Here is a 23,980-nt window from a genome sequence, read left to right on the forward strand (position 1 = left end):
TTTTCATTTAGCAGGGCAGGGCAGTGATCAACCCGCCACCAACACCCGGATCGCTTCCAAGCGCAGCGCCGCCTTGTCCAGCATGGCCAGACCTTGCTCGCGCTGATTGCGCAGAGCGACCAGCTCACTGTCACGCACGGTCGGGTTGACCGCTTGCAACGCCGTCAGCCGCGCCAGTTCTTCGTCGGTGTCCGCCGCCAGGCGGCGCTTGGCCTCGGCCACGCGTTCGGCATGTTGCGGAGTGATCTTCTCTTCGCCGGCGTTGATCCGTGGCGTTAGCTGGTCGCGCTGGGCCTGCACGAACTTGTTGGCGCTGGCCCGTGGCACGCTTTCCAGCTGGTCGTTGAGGGTCACGAATGACACACGGCTCGACAGGTCGTTGCCATTGGCATCCAGCAGGCAGCGCAGGGCGGCCGGCGGCAAGTAGCGCCCCAATTGCAGTGAACGCGGTGCAACCACTTCGCTGACGTAGAGCAGTTCCAGCAACACGGTGCCCGGCTTGAGCGCCTTGTTCTTGATCAGCGCTACGGCGGTGTTGCCCATGGAGCCGGACAGCACCAGGTCCATGCCGCCCTGCACCATCGGATGTTCCCAGGTGATGAATTGCATGTCTTCACGGGACAGCGCCTGGTTGCGGTCGTAGGTGATGGTCACGCCTTCGTCGTCGCCCAGGGGGAAGCTGGCGTCGAGCATTTTTTCGCTGGGCTTGAGGATCAGCGCGTTTTCCGAATGGTCTTCGCTGTCGATACCGAACGCATCGAACAGGGTTTCCATGTAGATCGGCAGGGCGAACTGGTCGTCTTGCTCGAGGATGTCTTCGACCAGGGCATCGCCTTCACCCGCGCCGCCGGAATTGAGCTCCAGCAGGCGGTCGCGACCGGTGTGCAGCTCTTCTTCCAGGCGCTCGCGCTCGGCACGGGCCTCGTCGATCAGCGCTTGCCACTCGCCGTCGTCGGCGTTTTCCAGCAGCGGCAGCAGGCGCGGGCCGAACTGATGCTGCAAGGCGTTGCCGGTCGGGCAGGTGTTGAGGAACGCGTTCAGCGCTTCGTGGTACCACTGGAACAGGCGCTCTTGCGGGCTGGTTTCCAGATACGGCACGTGCAGTTCGATCACGTGTTTCTGGCCGATCCGGTCCAGACGGCCGATGCGCTGTTCCAACAGGTCGGGGTGGGACGGCAGGTCGAACAGCACCAGGTGGTGGGAAAACTGGAAGTTGCGGCCTTCACTGCCGATTTCCGAGCAGATCAATACCTGGGCGCCAAACTCTTCATCGGCGAAGTAGGCAGCGGCGCGGTCACGCTCGAGGATGTTCATGCCCTCGTGGAACACCGTGGCCGGAATGCCCGAGCGTACGCGCAGGGCGTCTTCCAGGTCCATGGCGGTTTCGGCGTGGGCGCAGATCACCAGGACTTTGGTGCGCTTGAGCATTTTCAACTGGTCGATCAGCCATTCGACCCGTGGGTCGAAGCGCCACCAGCGGTTTTCTTCTTCGACATCCGGCTGCGACTGGAAGCTGACTTCCGGGTACAGCTCGGCGTGTTCGCCCAGCGGCAACTCCAGGTACTCGTCCGGGTTCGGCAGCGGGTAGGCGTGCAGCTTGCGCTCGGGGAAGCCCTGCACGGCGGCACGGGTGTTGCGGAACAGCACGCGGCCGGTGCCGTGGCGGTCAAGCAGCTCACGCACCAGGCGCGCGCTGGCTTCGGTGTCGCCATCGTTGACGGCGGTGAGCAGGGCTTCACCTTCGTCGCCGAGGAAACCCTGGATGGTCTTGTGTGCGGCAGGGGACAGGCGACCCTTGTCCAGCAGTTCCTGCACGGCTTCGGCCACCGGGCGATAGTTCTCGCTCTCGGCGCGGAAGGCGGCGAGGTCATGGAAGCGGTTCGGGTCCAGCAGGCGCAGGCGCGCGAAGTGGCTGTCCTGGCCCAGTTGTTCCGGGGTGGCGGTGAGCAGCAGCACGCCGGGAATCACTTCGGCCAGTTGCTCGACCAGTGCGTATTCAGGGCTGGCCTTTTCTTCGTGCCACACCAGGTGGTGGGCTTCGTCGACCACCAGCAGGTCCCAACCGGCGGCAAACAGCGCGTCCTGGGCCTTCTCGTCGTCCACCAGCCACTCCAGGGCCACCAGGGCCAACTGGGTGTCTTCGAACGGGTTGGTGGCATCGCTTTCGATAAAACGTTCTTCGTCGAACAGCGCCACCTGCAGGTTGAAACGGCGGCGCATTTCAACCAGCCATTGGTGCTGCAGGTTTTCCGGAACCAGGATCAACACGCGGTTGGCGCGGCCCGACAACAGTTGGCGATGGATCACCAGGCCGGCTTCGATGGTCTTGCCCAGGCCCACTTCGTCCGCCAGCAAGACCCGTGGCGCGATACGGTCGGCGACTTCACGGGCGATGTGCAGTTGGTGCGCAATAGGTTGCGCACGCACGCCACCCAGGCCCCACAACGAGGACTGCAATTGGCGGCTGGTGTGCTCCAGGGTGTGATAACGCAGCGAGAACCAGGCCAGCGGATCGATCTGCCCGGCGAACAGACGATCGCTGGCGAGGCGGAACTGGATGAAGTTGGAGAGTTGGGTTTCCGGCAGGGTGACCTGCTCGTTCTGCCCATTGAGGCCGTGGTACACCAGCAGGCCGTCGACGTCGTCGACTTCCTGCACGGTCATTTTCCAGCCTTCGAAATGGGTGATGCTGTCACCCGGCGAGAACCTCACGCGGGTGAGGGGCGCATTCCGTAGCGCGTACTGACGAGTGTCGCCAGTGGCCGGATAGAGCACGGTCAACAAGCGCCCGTCCTGTGCCAGAACGGTGCCTAACCCCAGCTCTGCTTCGCTGTCACTAATCCAGCGTTGCCCCGGTTGATACTGCTGCGCCATGCTGCCTGACTCCCGCCGTGAAAAAGCCGACTATCTTAACGGAACAAGCCCCCACGCCCAAGGACTCTGACAAAAACTACTCCGTTTGCGTGGGGGGCCGGAAGCCGAATCGACGGGTGGCGGGCACTTGGGAGTGTCGACTGGGTCACAGGTTGGCGAGCCTGTGCTCAAGTCACCCTGCAACCCGCCGACAGCCTGTTGATCAGGAGAATAATCACTATGCTTCCACCCATGCTGCCCGTCAGCGTTGTGCCGGTCACGTCGCAACTCGATCCGGTGCGCCAGAAGCCGGACATCCCGCCCGTGGTGCCGGTCCAGCCGGGCTCCAACGAGAGCACCATCGACCTGAAAAAAGGCGATGCCGAGACGTCGACCTTTTTGCTGCGTGAAGAACAGCGCCGCCAGCAGGAACAGCAGAGACGCCGGCGTGAAGCCGATGAAGACCCGGAGCAGCACCTGGCCATTCCGGGCGATGTGTTGAATGCCGACAACACCGTGCCAGTGGCGCCGCTGATCGAAGATGCACCGCGCCAGGGCCTGTGGGTGGACGTCGAGGTTTAGTCGCGCAACTCGCGCAGAGCCGCTAGCAGCAACTCGATATCGTCCTCGTTGTTGAGCGGACTGACCGAGATCCGCGCCACGCTGTCCAGGCCACGGGCCTGCATATCCAGCGGGGTGTAGGCCACGCCGTTGGCGCCGATGTTGATGCGCTTCAAGCCCAGGCGCCGCTTGAGTTCAAACGCATCCCACCCGGCCAGGTTGAAGGCGATCAAGCCGGACTGGAGAGTGCCCAGGTCATGCAGGGTAATGCCCGCGATCCCACGTAACGCTTCGCGGATTCGCGCGCTGGTCTGCGAAACCCTCTCCCACGCGCGCTCGATGCCCAGCCGATTCATCTCCTGCAGCGCATTGCCCAGCCCGGCCAGCAAGGCGAAGGATGCCTCGCTGGTTTCAAAGCGCCGTGCGTCATTGCGCAGGTCGAAACCCTGGGCGGTCCAGGGCGCCGAAAACACGTCCCGCTGGGCCGGGTTCAAGCGCCCGAGGAAATCCGGCCGCACATACAACAGCGCCGTCCCGCGTGGACCGCGCAGATGCTTTCTTCCGGCGGACTTGAGTACATCGCACTGCAACGCTTGTACGTCCACCGGCACCTGGCCGACGGCCTGGCCGGCGTCGATGAAGTAGGGGATGGCGTGACGCCTGGCCAGTTCACCGATGGCCTGGGCGGGGTTGATCAGGCCGCCGTTGGCCGGGAGCCAGGTGAGGTCGATCAGCTTCACCTTGGCATCGAGCATCGACTCCAACGCCACCGGGCAGACTGCGCCGCTTGCATCGCAGGGGATGACTTCCACGCGGGCACCCGCTTGCACCGCCAGTTCCATGCTGGCCAGGTTGCCGCCCCATTCGTGACGGCCTACCAGAATACGGTCGCCGGGTTGCCAGGGGCCCAGGGCCTGGAACGCCAGGCTCCAGGCGGTCGAGCCACTGCTGGCAAACGCGATGGACGAGGTGGGGGCGTTGAGCAGTTGCGCGGCGGCGCGGCGGGCTCTTTCCACCAGCACGGCGCCATGTTCGCCGGCTTCCATCGGGCCGTCGCGAGCCTCCCGTTGCAGCTGCTCGATGATCGCATCCAGGGTTGCCTGGCTGGGCAGGGAAGCACCGGCGTGGTTGAAATGCACGATGCCGGACTGGCAGCCGGGCGTGTCATCCCGCAAGTGCTGGACTTCAAGCGGGCTCATGGGCGCAGCTCGAAAATCGCATCAACCTCCACCGCCACACCGGCCGGCAGGCTGGACACGCCGACGGCGGTTCGCACATGCCGGCCTTTTTCGCCAAGGGCGTTGACCAGCAGGTTGGAGGCACCGTTGGCCACCACGCTCTGTTGCGTGAAGTCGCCGCTGCTGGCGATGAATACACCCAGGCGCACGGTACGCACCAGGCGCGACAGGTCATCGCCGAGGGCATCGCTCAACTGCCCCAGCAGGCCCAGCGCAGCGAGTTCCGCCGCTTGTGCACCTTCTGCATCGCTGATGGATTCCCCCAGCCGGCCTACATAGGCGGGTTTACCCTCCACCAGCGGGATTTGCCCGGAGACGAACAGGTGATTCTGGCTGACCACGTGGTTGATGTAGTTGGCGATCGGCTGGCTGGGGGTGGGCAGCGTGAGGCCGAGGGCTTGCACGCGTTGGCGGAGGGAGTCGCTCATGATGAATCCTCTTGGGTCGGGAGGCTTCAGCATGTTGGCTGTATTGAAGGGCGACAAACGGATAGATCTCACGCGATGTATCGAAAAAACTCACGTGTCAGTGCAGGTTTCCTTCAGCCACTGGCTGAAACACGCGGCGGCTTCGCTGGGGGTGCCTTGAGGTGCGATCAACCAGTAGCCTATGTCACTGTGATAGGGCGGCCAATCGAAGGCTTGCACCAGGCTGCCGTCCTGCAGCCTGCGCTCGATCAGGCGATGACGACCCATGGCGATGCCCTGGCCGGCCACGGCGGCTTCGACCACGATGTTGTAGTCGTGCAGCATCACGCGGGGGTGGTGACCGAGGTCGACCTGATAGTGCTCGGACCAGTCGGTCCATTCAAAGGGGCGGTGCGAAGTGGCCATCAGCAACGGACTGTCTTGCGCTGCCTTGAACGTCGGGCTGCACACCGGCGAGATGATTTCCGGCATCAGTCGCGTGGCCTGCACATCGGGCCAGTCGCCCTTGCCATAACGGATGGCCAGGTCGACCTCGGCGCCTGCCACGTCCGCCAGTTGAATGGCCGGCAACAATTCCACCTGAATATGTGGGTAGCGATTGAGGAACCCGGCCAGGCGGGGCGCCAGCCACAGGGTGGCAAAGGAGGCCAGCAAACCGATGCGCAGCACGGTGGCACTGGGCGTGACCCGTTGGGCACGAGTGGCGGCGGCGATGGCGTCGAGGGCTGGGCGGATTTCGTCGTAGTACCGTTGGCCGTCTGTGGTCAGATCGATCGCACGGGTGCGTCGGATAAACAAGGGTTTGCCCAGGTGCTGCTCGAGCTTTTGCACCTGATGGCTCAGCGCGCTCTGGGTCACTGACAACTCGCTGGCAGCCTTGATAAAACTCAAGTGCCGCGCCACGGCTTCGAAGGCGCGCAGCGCCAGCAGCGGCGGAAGGTCCTTGTGCAGTGCCACCTGGTGACTCTCCTGGTTCGGGAAAACAGCGATTTTGTGTGATGACCTGCCTTTTGTCGCCCGCTGATTTGCCGTTGAGCGGGGGAGGCCGCATTATTGGACCATTCCCTCCACGACGTAAGCCAAGCCATGAGTGAAGACGACAAGCTGATCGACCTGAATGCCGAGCGCGCCAAGCGCGTGCACGACCTCAATGACAAACGCCTGAATGAAGTCCGCCAGGCATTTGAACAGGCAATGCCACTCGGCAAAGTGAAGAAAAAACCGAAGAACAAGCCCAAAAAGCGTTGAAACAGCCTGCATCCATTGATGCAGGTCAGTTATTGCCCTTCTTTACGCCCCGTCGCGGGCGACATTGATCCCCGTCAATTTTCCAATCCGCCTTCTCCATTAACTTAGCCCTATCGCAACAGGGCAAGTGCAGGAGGCCGGTCATGTTTATCGATAATGTAGTGTTCGCCGGAGTGCTGACCGTAAGCCTCATGGTGATGTTTTTTGTAGGGTTTGGAATTTTTATCTGGAAAGACGCGAACAAGCGGAAAAAACCCTAGTTTTTCCAGGTTACATGAGCACGCAAGGCATTTTGGGCGACTTCGGTCGCCCTTTTTTTGTGCGCCTGAATTAACGCAGTAGTTATCGGCATAAAAAAAGGTGCGACCCTCGCGGATCGCACCTTTTTTATCGCAGGCGGCTTATCAACTGCCCAGCGCCTTGGAAGCCAACCAGAACAACCCGGCCGACAGGGCCACGGTTGCTGGCAGGGTCAGTACCCAGGCCATCAGGATGGTCTTCACGGTGCCGCCCTGCAGGCCGCTTTTGTTGGCGACCATGGTGCCGGCCACGCCCGACGACAGCACGTGAGTAGTCGACACCGGCAGCGCGAAGATGTTGGCAAAGCCAATCATGGTCGCGGTGGTGATCTGTGCCGACATGCCCTGGGCATAGGTCATGCCTTGCTTGCCGATCTTCTCGCCGATGGTCAGTACCACACGCTTCCAGCCCACCATGGTGCCCAGGCCCAAGGCCAGTGCGACGGCAAGGATCACCCAGAATGGGGCGTATTCGGTGGTGGCGGTCAGGTCTTTGCGCAGTTTGTCGAGATCGGATTTCTCACGGGCATCCAGGCCTGGCAGCTTGCCGACTTTCTTCGCGGTGTCGTCCAGGCAGAGCAGATAACGACGCACTTCAATACGCTGGTCAGCCGTCAGCGAGTGATAGTCCGACACGCCTTTGAGCGTGTCGACCAGCGCGTTGATGGTCGGCTCGGTCTGTTGCGGGTTGCACTGGAACTTGCCCGGCAGATCGTTCTGCACGCTTTTGCCCAGGGCCAGGAACTCGCCGAGCGTGGCGTTGTTACGCTGGTAGAACTGGCTCAAATGCACGGTGGCGTCGCGGGTCCGTTCGATCTGGTAGGTGGTGCTGCCCAGGTCGAGCACGAACTGCGCCGGCACGATACCGATCAGCACCAGCATGATCAGGCCGATGCCTTTCTGGCCATCGTTGGAGCCGTGCACGAAACTCACGGCCATGGCGGAAATCACCAGCACCAGGCGGTTCCAGAACGGCGGGTGTTTCTTGTCATCGAGCTTGCGGCGCTGGTCCGGGGTCTTGTGCATCTTCGACAGCGGACGCCACCACTTCAGGCCGATCAGCACCAGGGCTGCGACCAGGAAACCGGCCATCGGCGAGAACACCAGGGAGGCACCGATATCCACTGCTTTCTGCCAGTTCACACCGTCAGCCAGGGGAATGTCGTTGATCAGGGCGTTGGCCAGGCCGACACCGAGGATCGAGCCGATCAGCGTGTGAGAGCTGGAGGCCGGGATACCGAAGTACCAGGTGCCCAGGTTCCAGGTGATCGCCGCTGCCAATAAAGAGAAGACCATCGCCAGGCCATGGCCGGTGTTCACATTGATCAGCAACTCCACCGGCAGCAAGTGCACGATGGCGTAGGCGACACCCACACCGCCGAGCAACACGCCGAGGAAGTTGAACACCCCGGAGAAGAACACGGCCAGGTGTGGCGGCATGGCTTTGGTATAGATGACTGTGGCCACCGCGTTAGCGGTGTCATGAAAGCCATTGATGAACTCGAAGGCGAGGACAAAGGCCAGGGCGAGCAACAGGCTCACGAGAACCCAAGCATCCAGTCCGCTGAATAAATCGATCATGAAGGTTTTCTGACCCGGTCGTAAGGGGGCGCGATTATGCCAGAAAACCTCAGTAATCGATGCACTAGCTGCTCATCGGTAACAATCTTCCCTGAAAAAAATCCCGGAAAAGGCGTACATCCCAGGGTTTTCGGGGCTTGGGCAAGTCTTTGATTTATATAGCAGAGGGTGCCGGAAGCGGGGGATTGTCACAAAAACGTCACGGCTGAAACATTTGTATGAAATTTTACCGTTCTTGGTAGGGTGCAAGATTTTCTGGCTGCTAGCTAAGTGCCAGCAACCTGGGCCAAAATCTTGAGGCTCGAACCGAATCGCTTAGGACTCTTCGGTTTTGAGTTCCTGTTCAATCTTTTGGATTTCCTGGGCAAATGCCTGGTCGAGCAGGCTGGCGCGCTTGCGCCATGGTTTGCGTTCAGGTTCAGGCTGGGCGGCGTAGGTGGTGACTTCCCCGCCGTAAACGTCCTTGTAACGTTGCTCCTGGCGCTCAAGTTCCGCGCGCAGTTCATCTTTCGTCACATCGTTACCTAATTGAGTTGAGTGTAAATACGTGCAGCGTTATGCCGGAATGCACCCTCAGGGTGTTTCAAGTCGAACCGCCATAGCGTTCAAGTTTGAAACAGACATGGGTGAACACTTGTTAGTGCCTTCATTCAAGGCAGGTAGTTGCTATCGACGATGCACGGCCTGTGCATCACGTGGCCAGCTCCGTTGCCGATAATGAAGCCGGGCGGACCAGTACACAGGGTGCATTATAGCGGCGCATTTGAATAACACTATCGGTATAAAGTTAAAAACCGTCAACGTTGTATGAGTGTTTTGTTACACGCGCCGGTTGGTAATTGCACACATTCGGGTGCCATGAATCCATCCAAACTTCAGACGTTAATAAGAGGCCTCTGGTTTTTTTCAATCCGCCGTGGGTGAAGGTGGAGGTCGCGAGCAAATTGCGATAATCGAATGATCGTCCGATAATCGCACAATGTTGTCGGCCCTGCCTTGTGCATCTCGGCTGACGCGGCTTGTAATAGTGGCCAAACCTCCCCCGCGGTTGACAATAAGACAAAGGATCCCGACATGAACGATCAATTGCGCAACTCTTTCGCGTCAGTGGCGCCGCCGATCGTTGCGTCCCCGGCCAAGCGTATCCAGGCGTTTACCGGTGATCCGGACTTCATGACCTCCCTGGCCCGTGGCCTCGCCGTGGTGCAGGCGTTCCAGGAACGCAAGCGCCACCTCACAATTGCCCAGATCAGCCACCGCACGGAAATCCCCCGCGCTGCCGTGCGCCGTTGCCTGCACACCTTGATCAAGCTCGGCTACGCCACTACCGATGGGCGTACCTATTCGCTGTTGCCCAAGGTCCTGACCCTGGGCCATGCCTACCTGTCCTCCACGCCACTGGCGGTGTCGGCCCAGCCTTATCTGGACCGCATGAGCGAGCAACTCCACGAAGCCTGCAACATGGCGACCCTCGAAGGTGACGACATTCTCTACATCGCCCGTTCGGCCACGACCCAGCGTCTGATTTCGGTGGACCTGTCGGTGGGCGGACGGCTGCCGGCCTACTGCACCTCCATGGGCCGCATCTTGCTCGCGGCGCTGGATGACGCCTCGCTGCAGGATTACCTCGACCACGCCGACCTGCAGACCAAGACCAGCCGCACCCTGACCACGCCCGCCGCCCTGTTCGACTGCCTGCAACAGGTACGCCAGCAAGGCTGGTGCATTGTCGACCAGGAACTGGAGCAGGGCCTGCGCTCCATCGCGGTGCCGGTGTATGACGCCTCGGGCCAGGTGCTGGCTGCGCTGAACGTCAGCACCCACGCCGGCCGGGTCAGCCGCAGCGAGCTGGAGCAGCGCTTCCTGCCGAGCATGCTCAATGCCAGCCGCGAGTTGAGTGCGCAACTGTTTGCCTAAGCTGTTCGGTGACCGCACAGATCCCGGTTTGGTCAATTGCGCTGTTTCCCCTGGCTTATTACTGTGCGGCAGCGCTCTAGGGAGCGCGCAATAATAACGACGGCCCAAGGTCGTCAGCCCGCCATCGGTGTGGAAATAAAAACAATGAATCAGCCCTCTGTCGGTACCCCCTTGGACGTGCAGTCCTTCATCAACACCCAGCCACTGTCGCGCTACCAGTGGCGCGTGGTGATCCTGTGTTTCCTGATTGTTTTCCTCGACGGCCTCGACACCGCCGCCATGGGCTTTATCGCGCCGGCGCTGTCCCAGGATTGGGGGATCGATCGCGCCAGCCTCGGCCCGGTGATGAGTGCCGCGTTGATCGGCATGGTCTTCGGCGCACTCGGTTCCGGTCCGCTGGCGGATCGCTTTGGTCGCAAAGTGGTGCTGGTGGGTGCGGTACTGGTGTTTGGCGCATTTAGCCTGGCGTCCGCCTACAGCAGCAACGTCGATCAATTGCTGGTGCTGCGTTTTCTGACCGGGCTCGGCCTGGGTGCCGGCATGCCGAATGCCACCACGCTGCTGTCCGAATACACCCCTGAACGCCACAAGTCGTTGTTGGTGACCAGCATGTTCTGCGGTTTCAACCTGGGCATGGCCGGTGGCGGATTTATCTCGGCCAAACTGATCCCTGCATTCGGCTGGCACAGCCTGCTGCTGATCGGCGGCATCCTGCCGTTGATCCTGGCGCTGGTGTTGCTGGTGTGGCTGCCGGAATCGGCGCGCTACCTGGTGGTGCGCAATCTGGGTACCGACAAGGTGCGCAAAACCTTGTCGCCCATTGAGCCGAACATCGTCGCCCAGGCCAGCAGTTTCAGTGTGCCCGAGCAAAAAACCGTGAAGGCGCGCAACGTGTTTGCGGTGATCTTCTCCGGTACCTACAGCGCTGGCACGTTGTTGCTGTGGCTGACCTACTTCATGGGCCTGGTGATCGTGTACCTGCTCACCAGTTGGCTGCCGACCCTGATGCGCGACAGCGGTGCGAGCATGGAGCAGGCGGCGTTTATCGGCGCGTTGTTCCAGTTCGGTGGCGTGTTGAGCGCGGTGGGCGTGGGTTGGGCGATGGATCGCTTCAATCCGCACAAGGTCATCGGCACGTTCTACCTGCTGGCCGGGGTGTTCGCCTACGCGGTAGGGCAAAGCCTGGGCAATATCACCTTGCTTGCGACCCTGGTGCTGATTGCCGGCATGTGCGTCAACGGTGCGCAATCGGCAATGCCGTCCCTGGCCGCACGTTTCTATCCGACCCAGGGCCGCGCCACAGGCGTGTCTTGGATGCTGGGTATCGGTCGTTTCGGCGCGATCCTCGGCGCGTGGATGGGCGCCACCTTGCTGGGCCTGGGCTGGAACTTCGAGCAGGTGCTCACCGCTCTGGTGATCCCGGCTGCATTGGCCACCACGGCCGTGGTGATCAAGGGCATGGTCAGCCATGCCGACGCCACCTGACGCCTGTGGGAGGGGGCAAGCCCCCTCCCACATTGATTGAGCGTTGTCTGAATGATTAGCGAGGTAACAATCCGTTCGATAATCGAACGCTGAGTCGATTATCGGATTGTTTGGCCTATTTCCCCGGCTTAATCTTCAAGCACTACGGCGCCACCTCAGCGTCTTTTTCGATCCACACCGGGAGCCCGAACCCCATGGCTGAAATCCTCGCGCTGCGTGACGCGGTGAAGCAATTTGTGCACGACGGCGACACCGTCGCCCTCGAAGGCTTTACCCATCTGATCCCTACGGCAGCGGGTCATGAAATCATTCGTCAGGGCAAGAAAGACCTGACGCTGGTGCGTATGACGCCTGACCTGATCTACGACCAGTTGATCGGTGCCGGTTGCGCCCGCAAGCTGATTTTCTCCTGGGGCGGCAACCCCGGCGTGGGCTCCCTGCATCGCCTGCGTGACGCGGTCGAAAAGCAATGGCCGCAACCGCTGGAAATCGAAGAACACAGCCACGCCGACCTGGCCAATGCCTACGTCGCCGGCGCATCGGGCCTGCCGTTCGCGGTGCTGCGTGCCTACGCCGGCTCCGACCTGCCCAAGGTCAACCCGTTGATCAAGACCGTCACCTGCCCATTCACCGGCGAAGTGCTGGCGGCGGTGCCTTCGGTGCGTCCGGACGTCACCGTGATCCACGCGCAAAAAGCCGACCGCAAGGGCAACGTGTTGCTGTGGGGCATCCTCGGTGTGCAGAAGGAAGCGGCCCTGGCGGCCAAGCGCTGCATTGTCACTGTCGAAGAAATCGTCGATGACCTGAATGCGCCGATGAACAGCTGCGTCTTGCCGACCTGGGCCCTGACGGCGGTGTGCCATGTGCCCGGTGGCGCGCACCCGTCCTACGCCCACGGCTACAACGAGCGTGACAACCGCTTCTACCAGGCGTGGGACCCGATCGCCCGCGACCGTGGGACCTTTACCGCCTGGATCAACGAATACATCCACGGCACCGCCGACTTCACCGAATTCCAGGCCAAACTGGCCACCGCGCAGGAGGCCAAGTAATGGCTTACTCGACCAATGAAATGATGACCGTCGCCGCCGCGCGCCGCCTCAAGAACGGCTCCGTGTGCTTCGTTGGCATCGGCCTGCCGTCCAAGGCGGCCAACCTGGCACGCCTGACGTCGTCGCCGGATGTGGTGCTGATCTACGAGTCCGGCCCGATTGGCGCCAAGCCCTCGGTACTGCCACTGTCCATCGGTGATGGCGAACTGGCGGAAACCGCTGACACCGTGGTGCCGACCGGCGAGATCTTCCGCTACTGGCTGCAGGGCGGGCGCATCGACGTGGGCTTCCTCGGCGCCGCCCAGGTCGACCGCTTCGGCAACATCAACACTACCGTGGTGGGTGACTATCACCAGCCCAAAGTGCGCCTGCCGGGTGCCGGTGGCGCGCCGGAGATCGCCGGTTCCGCCAAGAGCGTGCTGATCATCCTCAAGCAGTCGGCGCGATCGTTTGTCGACAAGCTGGACTTCATCACCTCGGTCGGTCACGGCGAAGGCGGCGACTCGCGCAAGCGCCTGGGCCTGCCGGGCGCGGGGCCGGTAGGGATTATTACCGACCTGTGCATCATGGAACCGGAAGCTGATACGAACGAATTTGTGGTCACCGCGCTGCACCCGGGCGTGACCCGTGAGCAAGTGGTGGCCGCCACCGGTTGGGCGATTCGGTTTGCCGAGCAGGTCGACACCACCGCCGAACCCACTGATGTAGAGCTGACCGCCCTGCGTGACCTTGAAGCACGCACTGCGGCCGCCCATGGCCAAGCACCGGGAGAAGCCTGATGCGCGATGTATATATCTGTGACGCCATTCGTACCCCCATCGGCCGTTTTGGCGGTGGCTTGTCCACCGTGCGGGCGGATGATCTGGCGGCGCTGCCGATCAAGGCATTGATCGAACGCAACCCGTCGGTGGATTGGACGGCAGTCGACGAGGTGTTCCTCGGTTGCGCCAACCAGGCCGGTGAAGACAACCGCAACGTGGCGCGCATGGCACTGTTGCTGGCGGGCCTGCCGGAGAGCATTCCGGGGGTGACCCTCAACCGCTTGTGCGCCTCCGGGATGGACGCGATCGGCACCGCTTTCCGTGCGATTGCCAGCGGCGAAATGGAGCTGGCGATTGCCGGCGGCGTCGAGTCGATGTCCCGCGCGCCGTTCGTGATGGGCAAGGCCGACGCGGCGTTCTCGCGTAACATGAAGCTGGAAGACACCACCATCGGCTGGCGTTTTATCAACCCGTTGATGAAAGAGCAGTACGGCGTGGATGCGATGCCACAGACCGCCGATAACGTCGCCGACGATTATCACGTGTCCCGTGCCGACCAGGACGCCTTTGCCCTGCGCAGCCAGCAACGCACTGCCGCCGCGCAAGCCGCCGGTTTCTTCGCCGAAGAAATCGTGCCGGTGCGAGTCGCCCATAAAAAAGGCGAAACCGTGGTAGAGCAGGACGAGCATCCCCGCGACACCACCCTGGAAGCCCTGGCCAAACTCAAGCCGGTCAACGGACCGGACAAAACCGTCACCGCCGGCAACGCCTCGGGTGTGAACGACGGCGCGGCGGCGCTGATCCTGGCCTCCGCCGAAGCCGTCAAGAAACATGGCCTGACCGCCCGCGCCCGCGTATTGGGCATGGCCAGTGCCGGTGTTGCGCCACGGGTCATGGGCATCGGCCCGGTGCCGGCTGTGCGCAAATTGGTCGAGCGCCTTGGCTTGGCGGTCACTGACTTTGACGTCATCGAACTCAACGAAGCCTTCGCCAGCCAAGGCCTGGCGGTGTTGCGCGAGCTGGGCATTGCCGACGACGCACCCCAGGTCAACCCGAACGGCGGCGCCATCGCCCTCGGCCATCCGCTGGGCATGAGCGGCGCGCGGCTGGTACTGACCGCGCTGCACCAGCTTGAAAAAAACGGCGGCCGCAAAGGCCTGGCGACCATGTGCGTGGGCGTTGGCCAAGGCCTGGCCCTGGCGATTGAACGCATCTAACAAGAGAGGATTGCTCCATGAGTGACAAGCCCGGATACCGGCGCCCGCAAGCGGGCACTCAACCGGATTACCTGCACCCGGCCTACCAGTCGACGAACCTGCGTTCGCCGTCGCAGCCTTTGGTGTTCCTGCCCCATTCCTTATCGGAAATCACCGGCCCGACCATCGGTGCCGAGCGCGTCAACGAGAAGGACAACGACCTCACCGCCCAGCATGAAGGCGAGCCCCAGGGCGAACGCATCATCATTCATGGTCGTGTGCTCGATGAAAACGGTCTGCCGGTGCCGGGCATTCTTGTAGAGATCTGGCAAGCCAACGCTGCCGGGCGCTACAACCACAAGCGCGATCTGCACGACGCACCGCTGGACCCGAACTTCACCGGCACCGGCCGCACGGTCACCGACGCTGATGGCTGGTACCAGTTCCAGACCATCAAGCCCGGTGCCTACCCGTGGGGCAACCACCACAACGCGTGGCGCCCGGCGCATATCCACTTTTCGCTGTTCGGCCCGAGCGTGCTGACGCGCCTGGTCACGCAGATGTACTTCCCCGGCGACCCGCTGCTGGCGTACGACCCGATCTACAACTGCGTACCGGACACTTCGGCCAAGGAACGCTTGATCGCCCGTTTCGACCTGGAAAAAACCATTCCTTCCTATGCCCTCGGCTACCGCTGGGACATCGTCCTGCGCGGCCGTGACGCCACGCCGATGGAGAAATGAGATGACACTCAACGCGACCACGTCCCACACCGTCGGGCCGTATTACCACATCGGCCTGACCTGGCTGAACCGCGAAGACCTCACCGTGGCTGCCACCCTTGGCGAACGCGTAGCGATCAGCGGGCAAGTGGTGGATGGCAACGGCGATGTCGTCAACGACGCCATGCTCGAAGTCTGGCAGGCCAATGCCGCCGGCAAGTACGACCACCCGGAAGATGAGCAGGACAAGGCACTGGACCCGAACTTTGAAGGGTTCGGCCGGGTGCCGGTGGATGCCGAAGGGCGGTTCCGCTTTACCACCATCAAGCCGGGCGCCGTACCGGGGCTGAAGGGCACCACCCAGGCGCCGCACCTGGTGGTGCTGGTGTTTGCCCGCGGGTTGGTGAAGCACTTGCTGACGCGGATTTATTTCGAGGGCGAGGCGCTGAATGGGGATGACCCGTTGCTGGCGTGTGTGCCCTCGGAGCGTCGTGGCACCTTGATCGCCCGGCAGGATGCGACGGGGGTGTATCAGTGGAATGTGATTCTGCAGGGGACGGATAAGGAAACGGTGTTCTTCGATTATTGAGTGGTTTTTCAGGGCCCCATCGGGGGCAAGCCCCCTCCCACATTTGATAGGCGGTGCGGTCAACATGTGGGAGGGGGCTTGCCCCCGATGGGGCCGGTTCAGACACCACCTACCCAAAAGTCTTCTTGCGGAACACGGTTGTTGCAAAGTATGTCTAGGCTATAACCGTTCCCACTGAGTGAAAAAACATGACAACAACAACCAGTCACTACACCGGAGAAGAACGCAGCAAAAGGATTTTTGCGATTGTCGGGGCATCCTCTGGCAACCTCGTCGAATGGTTCGACTTCTACGTCTATGCCTTCTGCGCCATTTACTTTGCCCCGGCGTTTTTCCCGTCGGACGACCCCACGGTCCAACTGCTCAACACCGCTGGCGTGTTCGCCGCCGGCTTCCTGATGCGCCCCATCGGCGGCTGGCTGTTTGGCCGGGTCGCTGACAAGCACGGGCGCAAGAACTCGATGATGATCTCGGTGCTGATGATGTGCGCCGGTTCCCTGGTCATCGCCTTCCTGCCCACCTACAAGGACATCGGCGCCTGGGCGCCGGCATTGTTGCTGGTCGCCCGATTGTTCCAGGGCTTGTCGGTGGGCGGCGAATACGGCACCACCGCGACCTACATGAGTGAAGTCGCGCTCAAGGGCCAGCGAGGTTTCTTCGCCTCGTTCCAGTACGTGACCCTGATCGGCGGGCAACTGCTGGCGGTGCTGGTGGTGGTGATCCTGCAACAGATCCTGACCGAAGAAGAACTGCGCGCCTGGGGCTGGCGGATTCCCTTCGTGATCGGCGCCATCGCGGCGGTGATCTCCCTGCTGCTGCGGCGCACCCTCAAGGAAACCACCAGCAAGGAAATGCGCCAGGACAAGGACGCCGGCAGCATCGCCGCGCTGTTTCGCAACCACAAGGCGGCGTTTATCACCGTGCTCGGCTACACCGCCGGCGGCTCGTTGATTTTCTACACCTTTACCACCTACATGCAGAAGTACCTGGTGAACACCGCCGGGATGCACGCCAAGACGGCCAGTTACATCATGACTGGCGCACTGTTCGTGTACATGTGCATGCAGCCGCTGTTCGGCATGCTCTCGGACAAGATCGGCCGTCGTAACTCGATGCTCTGGTTCGGCGCCCTCGGCACCCTGTGCACCGTACCGATCCTGCTGACCCTGAAAACCGTGACCAGCCCGTTCCTGGCGTTCGTGCTGATCTCCCTGGCCCTGGCCATCGTCAGCTTCTACACCTCCATCAGCGGCCTGGTGAAAGCGGAAATGTTCCCGCCTCACGTGCGCGCCCTGGGGGTGGGCCTGGCCTATGCGGTGGCCAATGCGATCTTCGGTGGCTCGGCGGAATACGTGGCCCTGGGCCTCAAGTCCATGGGCATGGAAAACACCTTCTACTGGTACGTCACCGGCATGATGGCGGTGGCCTTCCTGTTCAGTTTGCGCCTGCCGAAACAGGCGGAGTACTTGCACCACGATCTATAAGGGGCGCGTTATGACACTGCGCACGAGCAATCAATTGTTCGACGCTTACTTCACGGCCGACAGCATGGCCGAGGTGTTCTGCGACAGCGGACGCTTGCAGGGCATGCTGGATTTCGAAGCGGGATTGGCCAGGGCGCAGGCCCGAGTCGGGCTGATCCCTGAGGCCGCTGTCGCACCGATTGCCCAGGCCTGCCTGGCCTCGCTGTACGACGTGGATGCCCTCGGCGTGGCGATTGCCACGGCGGGGAATTCGGCGATTCCGTTGGTGAAGGCGCTGGGCAAGTTGATTGCCAGTGAAGATGCCGGGGCTGAGCGCTATGTGCATTTGGGCGCGACCAGCCAGGATGTGATGGACACCGGCCTGGTGTTGCAACTGCGCCGGGCGCTGGCGCTGATCGAAACCGACTTGGCGCGCCTGGGGGATATTCTGGCCGCCCAGGCCCAGCGTTACGCCGCCGTGCCTTTGGCCGGACGTACTTGGTTGCAACACGCGACGCCGGTCACCCTGGGGATGAAAATCGCCGGTTGGCTGGGGGCGGTCACGCGCAGTCGGCAACGGCTGGCGGAGCTTAAGCCGCGCTTGCTGGTGCTGCAGTTCGGCGGCGCGTCCGGCACCTTGGCCGCGCTGGGCGAACAGGCCATTCCGGTGGCTGAAGCCTTGGCAAACGAGTTGCAACTGACCCTGCCCGAACAACCCTGGCACACCCAGCGTGATCGTTTGGTGGAGTTTGCCAGCGTCCTCGGTTTGATCGCCGGTAGTCTCGGCAAACTGGGCCGCGATATCAGCCTGTTGATGCAGACCGAAGCGGCGGAGGTGTTCGAGCCGTCGGCACCGGGCAAGGGCGGCTCGTCCACCATGCCGCACAAGCGCAACCCGGTGGGCGCTGCCGTGCTGATCGGCGCCGCCACCCGTGTACCGGGCCTGGTATCGACGATGTTCAGCGCCATGCCCCAGGAGCACGAGCGCAGCCTGGGTCTGTGGCATGCCGAATGGGAAACCCTGCCCGAGATTTGCCGCCTGGTTTCCGGCGCGCTGCAACAGGCGCTGCTGGTGAGCGAAGGGTTGGAAGTCGACCCCGAGCGCATGGGCAAAAACCTCGACCTGACCCAAGGCCTGGTGCTGGCTGAAGCCGTCAGCAGCGTGCTCGCCCAACGCCTGGGCCGGGAAACCGCACATCACCTGCTGGAACACTGCTGCAAACGCGCGGTTGCCGAGCAACGGCATCTGCGTGCGGTCCTGGCGGATGAGCCGCAAGTCACCGCCGAGCTGTCGGCGGCCGAGCTGGACCGCCTGCTCGACCCGGCCCACTACCTGGGCCAGGCCCGCACCTGGGTCACTCGTGCGGTAGCTGAACATTTTGCTTGAGGAGACCACCGTGGCATTTTTACACCTCGCCGAAGGCGACCTGCATTACCAACTGGACGGGCCTGTGGATGCGCCTGTGCTGGTGCTGTCCAACTCACTGGGTACCGACCTGCATATGTGGGACATCCAGATCCCGGCCTTCACCCAGCACTTTCGCGTGCTGCGTTTCGATACCCGTGGCCATGGCAAATCCCTGGTCACTTCGGGGCCGTATAGTATCGAGCAGCTCGGCCGCGACGTGATCGCGCTGCTGGATGCGCTGGAGATCCAACGCGCGCATTTCTGCGGCTTGTCCATGGGCGGCCTGATCGGCCAATGGCTGGGGATCAACGCGGGCGAGCGCCTGAACCGCCTGGTGGTGTGCAACACCGCCGCCAAGATCGGCACGCCCGAGGTGTGGAACCCACGCATCGAGATGGTTCTGCGTGACGGCGCCGACGCGATGGTGGCGCTGCGTGACGCATCGATTGCACGCTGGTTCACGCCTGATTTCGCAGCGGCCAACCCGCATCAGGCCAAGCAGATTACCGACATGCTCGCGGCGACTTCGCCTGAAGGTTACGCCGCCAATTGCGCGGCGGTGCGCGATGCGGATTTTCGTGAGCAACTGGCCCTGATCAAGGTGCCGACGTTAGTGATTGCCGGCACCGACGATGCGGTCACCCCACCGGCCGGCAGCCACTTTATCCAGAACCATGTGCAGGGCGCCGAGTACGCCGAGTTCTACGCGGCGCACCTGTCCAATGTGCAGGCCGGCGCTGCGTTCAGCGACTGCGTCATTGAATTCCTGCTGGCCCACTGAGGAGCTGTTTGTGGACGAGAAACAACGTTACGCCGAAGGCCTGCAAGTGCGCCGCGAAGTACTGGGCGATGCCCATGTCGACCGCAGTCTCAATGCCCTGACCGAGTTCAACAGCGAATTCCAGGAAATGATCACCCGTCACGCCTGGGGTGACATCTGGACCCGGCCGGGACTGCCGCGGCACACCCGCAGCCTGATCACCATCGCCATGCTGATCGGCATGAACCGCAGCGAAGAACTCAAGCTGCACCTGCGCGCCGCCGCCAGCAACGGCGTGACCCGTGCCGAGATCAAGGAAGTGCTGATGCAGAGCGCGATCTACTGCGGGATTCCGGCGGCGAATGCGACGTTTCACCTGGCCGAGTCGGTGTGGGATGAGTTGGGTGTTGAATCGCGCGAATAGGCGTCAGTGGGAGTCGGCGTCCCACACCCAATTCCACACGCCCGGCAGATGCACCGGCTCACTCACATCCTTCACCGTGCGTGACAGTGCCGCACGTTGCAGGGCGGCCGTGTCGGTGTAGAACGGCTCAGCGGCGGTCTTCATGCCGTTGATCCGTGCGCTGTCCAGCAGGATCTGCAAGTACTCCTGCATATGCCGTGCGGTGTAGCGATTGATGTCGTGGAAGGTCACCACCACAGGGATCACCCCATCCACTGTCGGCAACTCGCCCAACGCAATGTGTTCGCGCACTACCGACAGTTGCCGATACAAATTGGCCCGGCGCCGTGGGCTGCCGTTGAAGCCCCAGATCTTGCCGTCATTGGCACTCAAATCCGTGAGCAGCACCTGCATGCCGTGACGCTGGTAGGCGGCGAAGGTGCGGCGGTCGTAATTCCAGAACGGCGGGCGGACCAGTACCGGCGGGTTGCCGGTGATCGCCGCAATGTCAGCGGCACCCTGGGTGAGGGTGCGTTCCAGTTCGGCGTCATTCAGCCAGCGATGGTTGGTGTGAAACGCCGTGGCGGTGTGGAAGGCGAGGATGTGGCCTGCTGCATACTCGCGCTCCATGGTTTTGCGGCCCCGTGAACTGCCGCCGGAGCGCGAGGCTTCGGTTTGCAGGAAGAATACCGCCTTGATCCCCGGCAGTACCGGGTTGTGCGCCAGGTCAGCCACCACTGAGCGGCTCGGGTTGTTATAGCCTGACGCGCTGGGGCCGTCATCGAAGGTCAGCAGAAAGCGGATCGGTGCCTGGGTTTGCAGGCGTTGTTCGGTCTTCGGTGTCAGGGCAATGGGCGCGCCAATGCAGCCGCTGAGGCTCAGGGCCAGGGCAAGCACGGCGGAGGCGATGGCGAAGGGTTTCATGGTGGGCGCGGGCTCGGATGAAGGCCGCTGCTGGGTGGATCAGCAGCGGCAGGCGCGCACCATACCGCAAGTGTGGCGCTGGTTTACAGCAGGCTGATCGGGTAACTGACGATCAACCGGTTCTCATCGAACTCGTTGTTGCTGTAGTCGCGACGCATGCTGGAATTGCGCAGGCGCACATTGAGGTTTTTGGCCACGCCGCTTTGCACTGTATAGCCCACTTCGGTTTCGCGGCCCCATTCCTTGCCGTCAGTGATGGTGCCGGTGTGTACGTTGCTGCCGCTGATATAGCGGTTCATCAGGGTCAGGCCGGGCACGCCGAGGGCGGCGAAGTTGTAGTCGTGGCGCACTTGCCAGGACTTCTCCTGGGCATTGTCGTAGCTGGAGTTGTAGCTGTCGTTGGCCAGGGTGCCGCCGCTGGTGCCGTTGACGCGCATCCAGGCACTGTTGCCGGTGAGTTTTTGCAAGCCGACGTAGAAGGTGTTGCCGCCGTATTTGGCGGAGAACAGGCCGGACCAGGTTTTGTTGTCCAGCTCGCCGGCGCGGGCGCTGCCATCGTCCTTGCCATAGAAAAAGCCCAGGTTGGCGCCCAGGGTCCAGTCGCCCAACGGCTGGCTGTGGGTCAGGTTGACGAACTGCTGGCTGTAGATGTCCTTGAGTTGGGCGTTCCACAGGCCGATCTGGGTGCGTTTGTCGTTGAACAGGTATTCGCCGCCCTGGAAGTTGAAGCGGTCCGAGGTGAACGCGGCTTTGCCGAACATCGACAGGTCGCTCATGCTGCTGTCGTCACGCGGGCTGTTGGCGCGGAACTGGCCACCGTAGAGGGTCAGGCCGTCGATCTCCTTGGAGGTGATCTGCCCGCCGCGCAGGGTTTGCGGCAAGGAGCGGCCATCGTCCGAACGCAGGATCGGCAGCACCGGCATCCATTCACCAACCTTCACTTCCGTCTTGGAAATACGCGCCTTGAACGCCACGCCCAGACGCCCGAACTCATCCGCCGGGCGGCCGTCGTGATCCAACGGCAGCAACTGGGTGCCGCCGGTGCCACGTCCGCCATCGAGCTTCAACGAGTACAGCCCCAGCACATCCACGCCGAAGCCCACCGTGCCCTGGGTAAAGCCGGACTTGGCGTCGAGGATGAAACTCTGCGTCCACTCCTGCGCGCCGCCCTGGGTCTTGGTCGGGTTGGTGTAATTGCGGTTGAAGAAGAAATTGCGCAGGTTGAGGTTGGCGCTGGCGTCTTCGAGGAAGCCGTGTTCCTCGGCGAGGATGGGCATGGCAAGACTGGCTACAGCGGTTGCCAGCAAGAGCTGGCGCGGGTGGAAAGTGCTCATGGCGTAAGGACCTGTTGTTATTGGGTTTATGCAGGTGGCGGCCATGGTGCGCGGCGGTGTGCGGGCGGTTCAATCGGGGGGAGGCGGGTTGTGGGCGGTGATCGCACGCAAGTTGCCGGGCAGTGGCGCCCGGCGTTTATGCGCCTAAAGCACGTGCATCAGGCTGGTCCAGGGGATCTCGGGCAAATAGCGCTGGCACAGCAGCGTAGCGGGCACCATCACCGCCAGGAATGCCACCTGCAACGGACTCCAGTGGGCCCAGTGCAGGCCGCTGATCCACGGGTAGAGCTGCTCGAAGTTCTCGCTGGGTTGGCCGATGCGCCTGCGGTGAAGCAGGTGGATCAGGATCATTCCCAGGTAGCCCAGCATGCCCATCACCCCCAGCAGCAGGCCAAACATCCACAACATGCCCAATTGCGGGATGCCGTGGCGCAATACCAGCCACTGCTGATGCGGGTTGAACCGTTCGGGCAGCAGGCGTTCTGTCAGCCACAGGTCGGGGATGATCAAGCGAGAGGTCAGGGCGGCCCATAGCTGTGTGGAGCGGATAGCGATGAACGCTGGAATGAGCGTCAGCAGCACCACCATCACCGCTTCGGTGGTCATCGCCGATTTGGTCTCGGGCACGACGGCCAGTGCCGTGGCCAGGGCCAAACCGCCCCACACCCTTATCCAACTGCGATGGGACACCGGGCGTGGCAGGAATTTACGCCAGAAAAACACGTCGGCCTGGGGCAGGCGTTCCAACAACTGCGGGTAACGCCAGTTGAGGGTTTGGGCCAGCTGTTGGCAGGCGTGCCAGTCGTTGTCGCTGAACTGCGCCGTCATCCAGTTTTGCTGGGTCTTGGACATCGGCGTCAGCAGCAGGCGCGCCGCCATGGCATCGGCGGATTTCCAGGTGCGGTCCTCGGCCTTGGCCTGCAAGTGTTCGAAAAAGCTCTCCTGTTCACAGCGCGTGACCAGTTCGCGCCACATCCAGGCCGGTTCCGGGAACACGCCGGCCTTGTCGTCCCAGCCGAACGCCTGGCACACGCGCTCGAACAGCGGCACGCTCCAGGTGGTGTCATGCAGCAGGTGCAGGACGATGCGTTGCCACTGTTGTTGCAGGTCGAACACCCGCAGCCAGGGTTGGCTGGTCAATTGCGTGAGTTGGGTGATGAACTCGCGTTCGGCCTTCTGCTCCAGCAGCTCCTGCAAGGTGCGCCGGTACTCCTGCAACAACTCGCCGCTCAGCGCGTCGTGCTGCCACGGGGTCATGGCCACCTGTTGCCAGGGTGTCAGCCATTCAAGATGCTGCACTGCCCAACGGGTAATCGCGGCGCGCTCGCCTGGGCTTTCGAAGCAGTGGCGCAACAGGCCGGCCTGGAACGCCTCGGTGCAACCCTGTTGTTGGGCCTGGGCCCAGCGTTCGTCCAGGTTGTGCAGGGTGAGGCCGTTGATCAGCGCCTGGGCCGGGTCGGGCCGGGGTGTTGCAAGCGGGGCAGGGGGGCGGGCGTTGACGTTCATCAGTTCGGCGAGGTCGTTGAGGTTGCCGTAGGCCGATTCGGCCACGGCGGCCGGTGCGGTCTCGGCCTCTTCTTCCCAGTCTGCCCGCCAGCGTGCGTAGGCCAGGGCTTCTTCGTAGGCTTCGCGCAGGCGCTGGAAGCCTTCGGCGTCATCGTCCGGGCGGCAGTTTTTGAGCAGCCGCGCGTAGGTGCGTTTGATGCTGCGTTCGTCGCTCTCTTGCGGCAGTTGCAGTACGGTCCAACAATCCATGTG

At 62.5% G+C, this 23,980-nt stretch carries 23 protein-coding genes; 14 read left to right on the forward strand and 9 right to left on the reverse strand.

What is annotated here, in order from left to right; all coding sequences use genetic code 11:
• Positions 1 to 27: 27 nt before the first annotated feature.
• Positions 28 to 2,874: an RNA polymerase-associated protein RapA gene (gene rapA / locus ACZ445_RS06740; RefSeq protein WP_058425222.1), complete on the reverse strand. Its 2,847-nt coding sequence runs from the start codon at positions 2,872 to 2,874 to the stop codon at positions 28 to 30.
• A gap of 219 nt (positions 2,875 to 3,093) precedes the next feature.
• Between rapA and ACZ445_RS06745 the strand changes: the two genes are divergently transcribed.
• Positions 3,094 to 3,435, forward strand: a complete 342-nt coding sequence (locus ACZ445_RS06745) for a hypothetical protein (RefSeq protein ID WP_058425221.1) — start codon at positions 3,094 to 3,096, stop codon at positions 3,433 to 3,435.
• Here ACZ445_RS06745 and ACZ445_RS06750 read toward each other — a convergent pair.
• From ACZ445_RS06750 to ACZ445_RS06760, 3 genes are all read right to left on the reverse strand, one after another.
• Positions 3,432 to 4,613, reverse strand: coding sequence for an aminotransferase class V-fold PLP-dependent enzyme (locus ACZ445_RS06750; protein ID WP_058425220.1), 1,182 nt, complete (start codon positions 4,611 to 4,613; stop codon positions 3,432 to 3,434). The two genes, ACZ445_RS06745 and ACZ445_RS06750, sit on opposite strands and share 4 nt — an antisense overlap.
• Complete coding sequence (locus ACZ445_RS06755; RefSeq protein WP_058425219.1) at positions 4,610 to 5,080, reverse strand: RidA family protein; 471 nt, start codon at positions 5,078 to 5,080, stop codon at positions 4,610 to 4,612. The genes ACZ445_RS06750 and ACZ445_RS06755 overlap by 4 nt, the downstream gene beginning before the upstream one ends.
• A 90-nt stretch (positions 5,081 to 5,170) precedes the next feature.
• The gene (locus tag ACZ445_RS06760; protein WP_058425218.1) at positions 5,171 to 6,037 is read right to left on the reverse strand and encodes a LysR substrate-binding domain-containing protein; all 867 of its coding nucleotides are present in this window, start codon (positions 6,035 to 6,037) and stop codon (positions 5,171 to 5,173) included.
• Positions 6,038 to 6,133: 96 nt separating this feature from the next.
• Here ACZ445_RS06760 and ACZ445_RS06765 point away from each other — a divergent pair, with 96 nt between their 5' ends.
• Positions 6,134 to 6,328 (forward strand): hypothetical protein, encoded by a 195-nt coding sequence (locus ACZ445_RS06765; RefSeq protein ID WP_134434970.1) that lies wholly within the window; start codon positions 6,134 to 6,136, stop codon positions 6,326 to 6,328.
• A 143-nt stretch (positions 6,329 to 6,471) separates the two neighbouring features.
• Positions 6,472 to 6,588 carry a cytochrome c oxidase subunit CcoM gene (ccoM, locus tag ACZ445_RS06770; protein ID WP_010212341.1) on the forward strand — a complete coding sequence of 39 codons (117 nt, stop codon included), beginning with the start codon at positions 6,472 to 6,474 and terminating at the stop codon, positions 6,586 to 6,588.
• A 144-nt stretch (positions 6,589 to 6,732) separates the two neighbouring features.
• Here ccoM and ACZ445_RS06775 read toward each other — a convergent pair whose 3' ends face one another.
• The gene (locus tag ACZ445_RS06775; protein WP_058425217.1) at positions 6,733 to 8,208 is read right to left on the reverse strand and encodes an inorganic phosphate transporter; all 1,476 of its coding nucleotides are present in this window, start codon (positions 8,206 to 8,208) and stop codon (positions 6,733 to 6,735) included.
• Between the two features lie 315 nt (positions 8,209 to 8,523).
• Positions 8,524 to 8,724, reverse strand: coding sequence for a hypothetical protein (locus ACZ445_RS06780; RefSeq protein ID WP_058425216.1), 201 nt, complete (start codon positions 8,722 to 8,724; stop codon positions 8,524 to 8,526).
• Positions 8,725 to 9,282: 558 nt separating this feature from the next.
• Between ACZ445_RS06780 and pcaR the strand changes: the two genes are divergently transcribed.
• From pcaR to pcaC, 11 genes are all read left to right on the forward strand, one after another.
• On the forward strand, positions 9,283 to 10,125 hold the full coding sequence (gene pcaR, locus ACZ445_RS06785; protein ID WP_058425215.1) for a pca regulon transcriptional regulator PcaR: 843 nt from the start codon (positions 9,283 to 9,285) through the stop codon (positions 10,123 to 10,125).
• Positions 10,126 to 10,269: 144 nt separating this feature from the next.
• Positions 10,270 to 11,610: a 4-hydroxybenzoate transporter PcaK gene (gene pcaK, locus ACZ445_RS06790; RefSeq protein WP_179030415.1), complete on the forward strand. Its 1,341-nt coding sequence runs from the start codon at positions 10,270 to 10,272 to the stop codon at positions 11,608 to 11,610.
• A gap of 194 nt (positions 11,611 to 11,804) precedes the next feature.
• Positions 11,805 to 12,662 carry a CoA transferase subunit A gene (locus ACZ445_RS06795; protein ID WP_058425213.1) on the forward strand — a complete coding sequence of 286 codons (858 nt, stop codon included), beginning with the start codon at positions 11,805 to 11,807 and terminating at the stop codon, positions 12,660 to 12,662.
• Positions 12,662 to 13,441: a CoA-transferase subunit beta gene (locus tag ACZ445_RS06800; protein WP_058425212.1), complete on the forward strand. Its 780-nt coding sequence runs from the start codon at positions 12,662 to 12,664 to the stop codon at positions 13,439 to 13,441. Before ACZ445_RS06795 ends, ACZ445_RS06800 begins: the two co-directional genes overlap by 1 nt.
• Complete coding sequence (gene pcaF / locus ACZ445_RS06805; protein ID WP_464708597.1) at positions 13,438 to 14,640, forward strand: 3-oxoadipyl-CoA thiolase; 1,203 nt, start codon at positions 13,438 to 13,440, stop codon at positions 14,638 to 14,640. Before ACZ445_RS06800 ends, pcaF begins: the two co-directional genes overlap by 4 nt.
• 17 nt (positions 14,641 to 14,657) lie before the next feature.
• Complete coding sequence (pcaH, locus tag ACZ445_RS06810; protein WP_071496863.1) at positions 14,658 to 15,362, forward strand: protocatechuate 3,4-dioxygenase subunit beta; 705 nt, start codon at positions 14,658 to 14,660, stop codon at positions 15,360 to 15,362.
• A 1-nt stretch (position 15,363) separates the two neighbouring features.
• Positions 15,364 to 15,930 carry a protocatechuate 3,4-dioxygenase subunit alpha gene (gene pcaG, locus ACZ445_RS06815; RefSeq protein WP_464708106.1) on the forward strand — a complete coding sequence of 189 codons (567 nt, stop codon included), beginning with the start codon at positions 15,364 to 15,366 and terminating at the stop codon, positions 15,928 to 15,930.
• A 188-nt stretch (positions 15,931 to 16,118) separates the two neighbouring features.
• Positions 16,119 to 17,414, forward strand: coding sequence for an MFS family transporter (locus ACZ445_RS06820; protein ID WP_012722673.1), 1,296 nt, complete (start codon positions 16,119 to 16,121; stop codon positions 17,412 to 17,414).
• Positions 17,415 to 17,424: 10 nt separating this feature from the next.
• Positions 17,425 to 18,780: a 3-carboxy-cis,cis-muconate cycloisomerase gene (locus tag ACZ445_RS06825; protein ID WP_464708107.1), complete on the forward strand. Its 1,356-nt coding sequence runs from the start codon at positions 17,425 to 17,427 to the stop codon at positions 18,778 to 18,780.
• A gap of 10 nt (positions 18,781 to 18,790) precedes the next feature.
• Positions 18,791 to 19,582, forward strand: coding sequence for a 3-oxoadipate enol-lactonase (pcaD, locus tag ACZ445_RS06830; RefSeq protein WP_464708109.1), 792 nt, complete (start codon positions 18,791 to 18,793; stop codon positions 19,580 to 19,582).
• Positions 19,583 to 19,592: 10 nt separating this feature from the next.
• Positions 19,593 to 19,985 carry a 4-carboxymuconolactone decarboxylase gene (gene pcaC / locus ACZ445_RS06835; protein ID WP_028619276.1) on the forward strand — a complete coding sequence of 131 codons (393 nt, stop codon included), beginning with the start codon at positions 19,593 to 19,595 and terminating at the stop codon, positions 19,983 to 19,985.
• A 3-nt stretch (positions 19,986 to 19,988) separates the two neighbouring features.
• Here the strand turns inward: pcaC and ACZ445_RS06840 are convergent, their stop codons facing one another.
• The 3 genes from ACZ445_RS06840 to ACZ445_RS06850 form a co-directional block, all read right to left on the reverse strand.
• Positions 19,989 to 20,888 (reverse strand): polysaccharide deacetylase family protein, encoded by a 900-nt coding sequence (locus ACZ445_RS06840; protein ID WP_464708110.1) that lies wholly within the window; start codon positions 20,886 to 20,888, stop codon positions 19,989 to 19,991.
• 83 nt (positions 20,889 to 20,971) lie between these two features.
• Positions 20,972 to 22,222 (reverse strand): OprD family porin, encoded by a 1,251-nt coding sequence (locus tag ACZ445_RS06845; protein WP_464708112.1) that lies wholly within the window; start codon positions 22,220 to 22,222, stop codon positions 20,972 to 20,974.
• A gap of 144 nt (positions 22,223 to 22,366) precedes the next feature.
• Positions 22,367 to 23,977 carry a J domain-containing protein gene (locus tag ACZ445_RS06850; RefSeq protein WP_464708114.1) on the reverse strand — a complete coding sequence of 537 codons (1,611 nt, stop codon included), beginning with the start codon at positions 23,975 to 23,977 and terminating at the stop codon, positions 22,367 to 22,369.
• Positions 23,978 to 23,980 lie beyond the last annotated feature (3 nt).

This window comes from Pseudomonas allii (assembly GCF_055380095.1).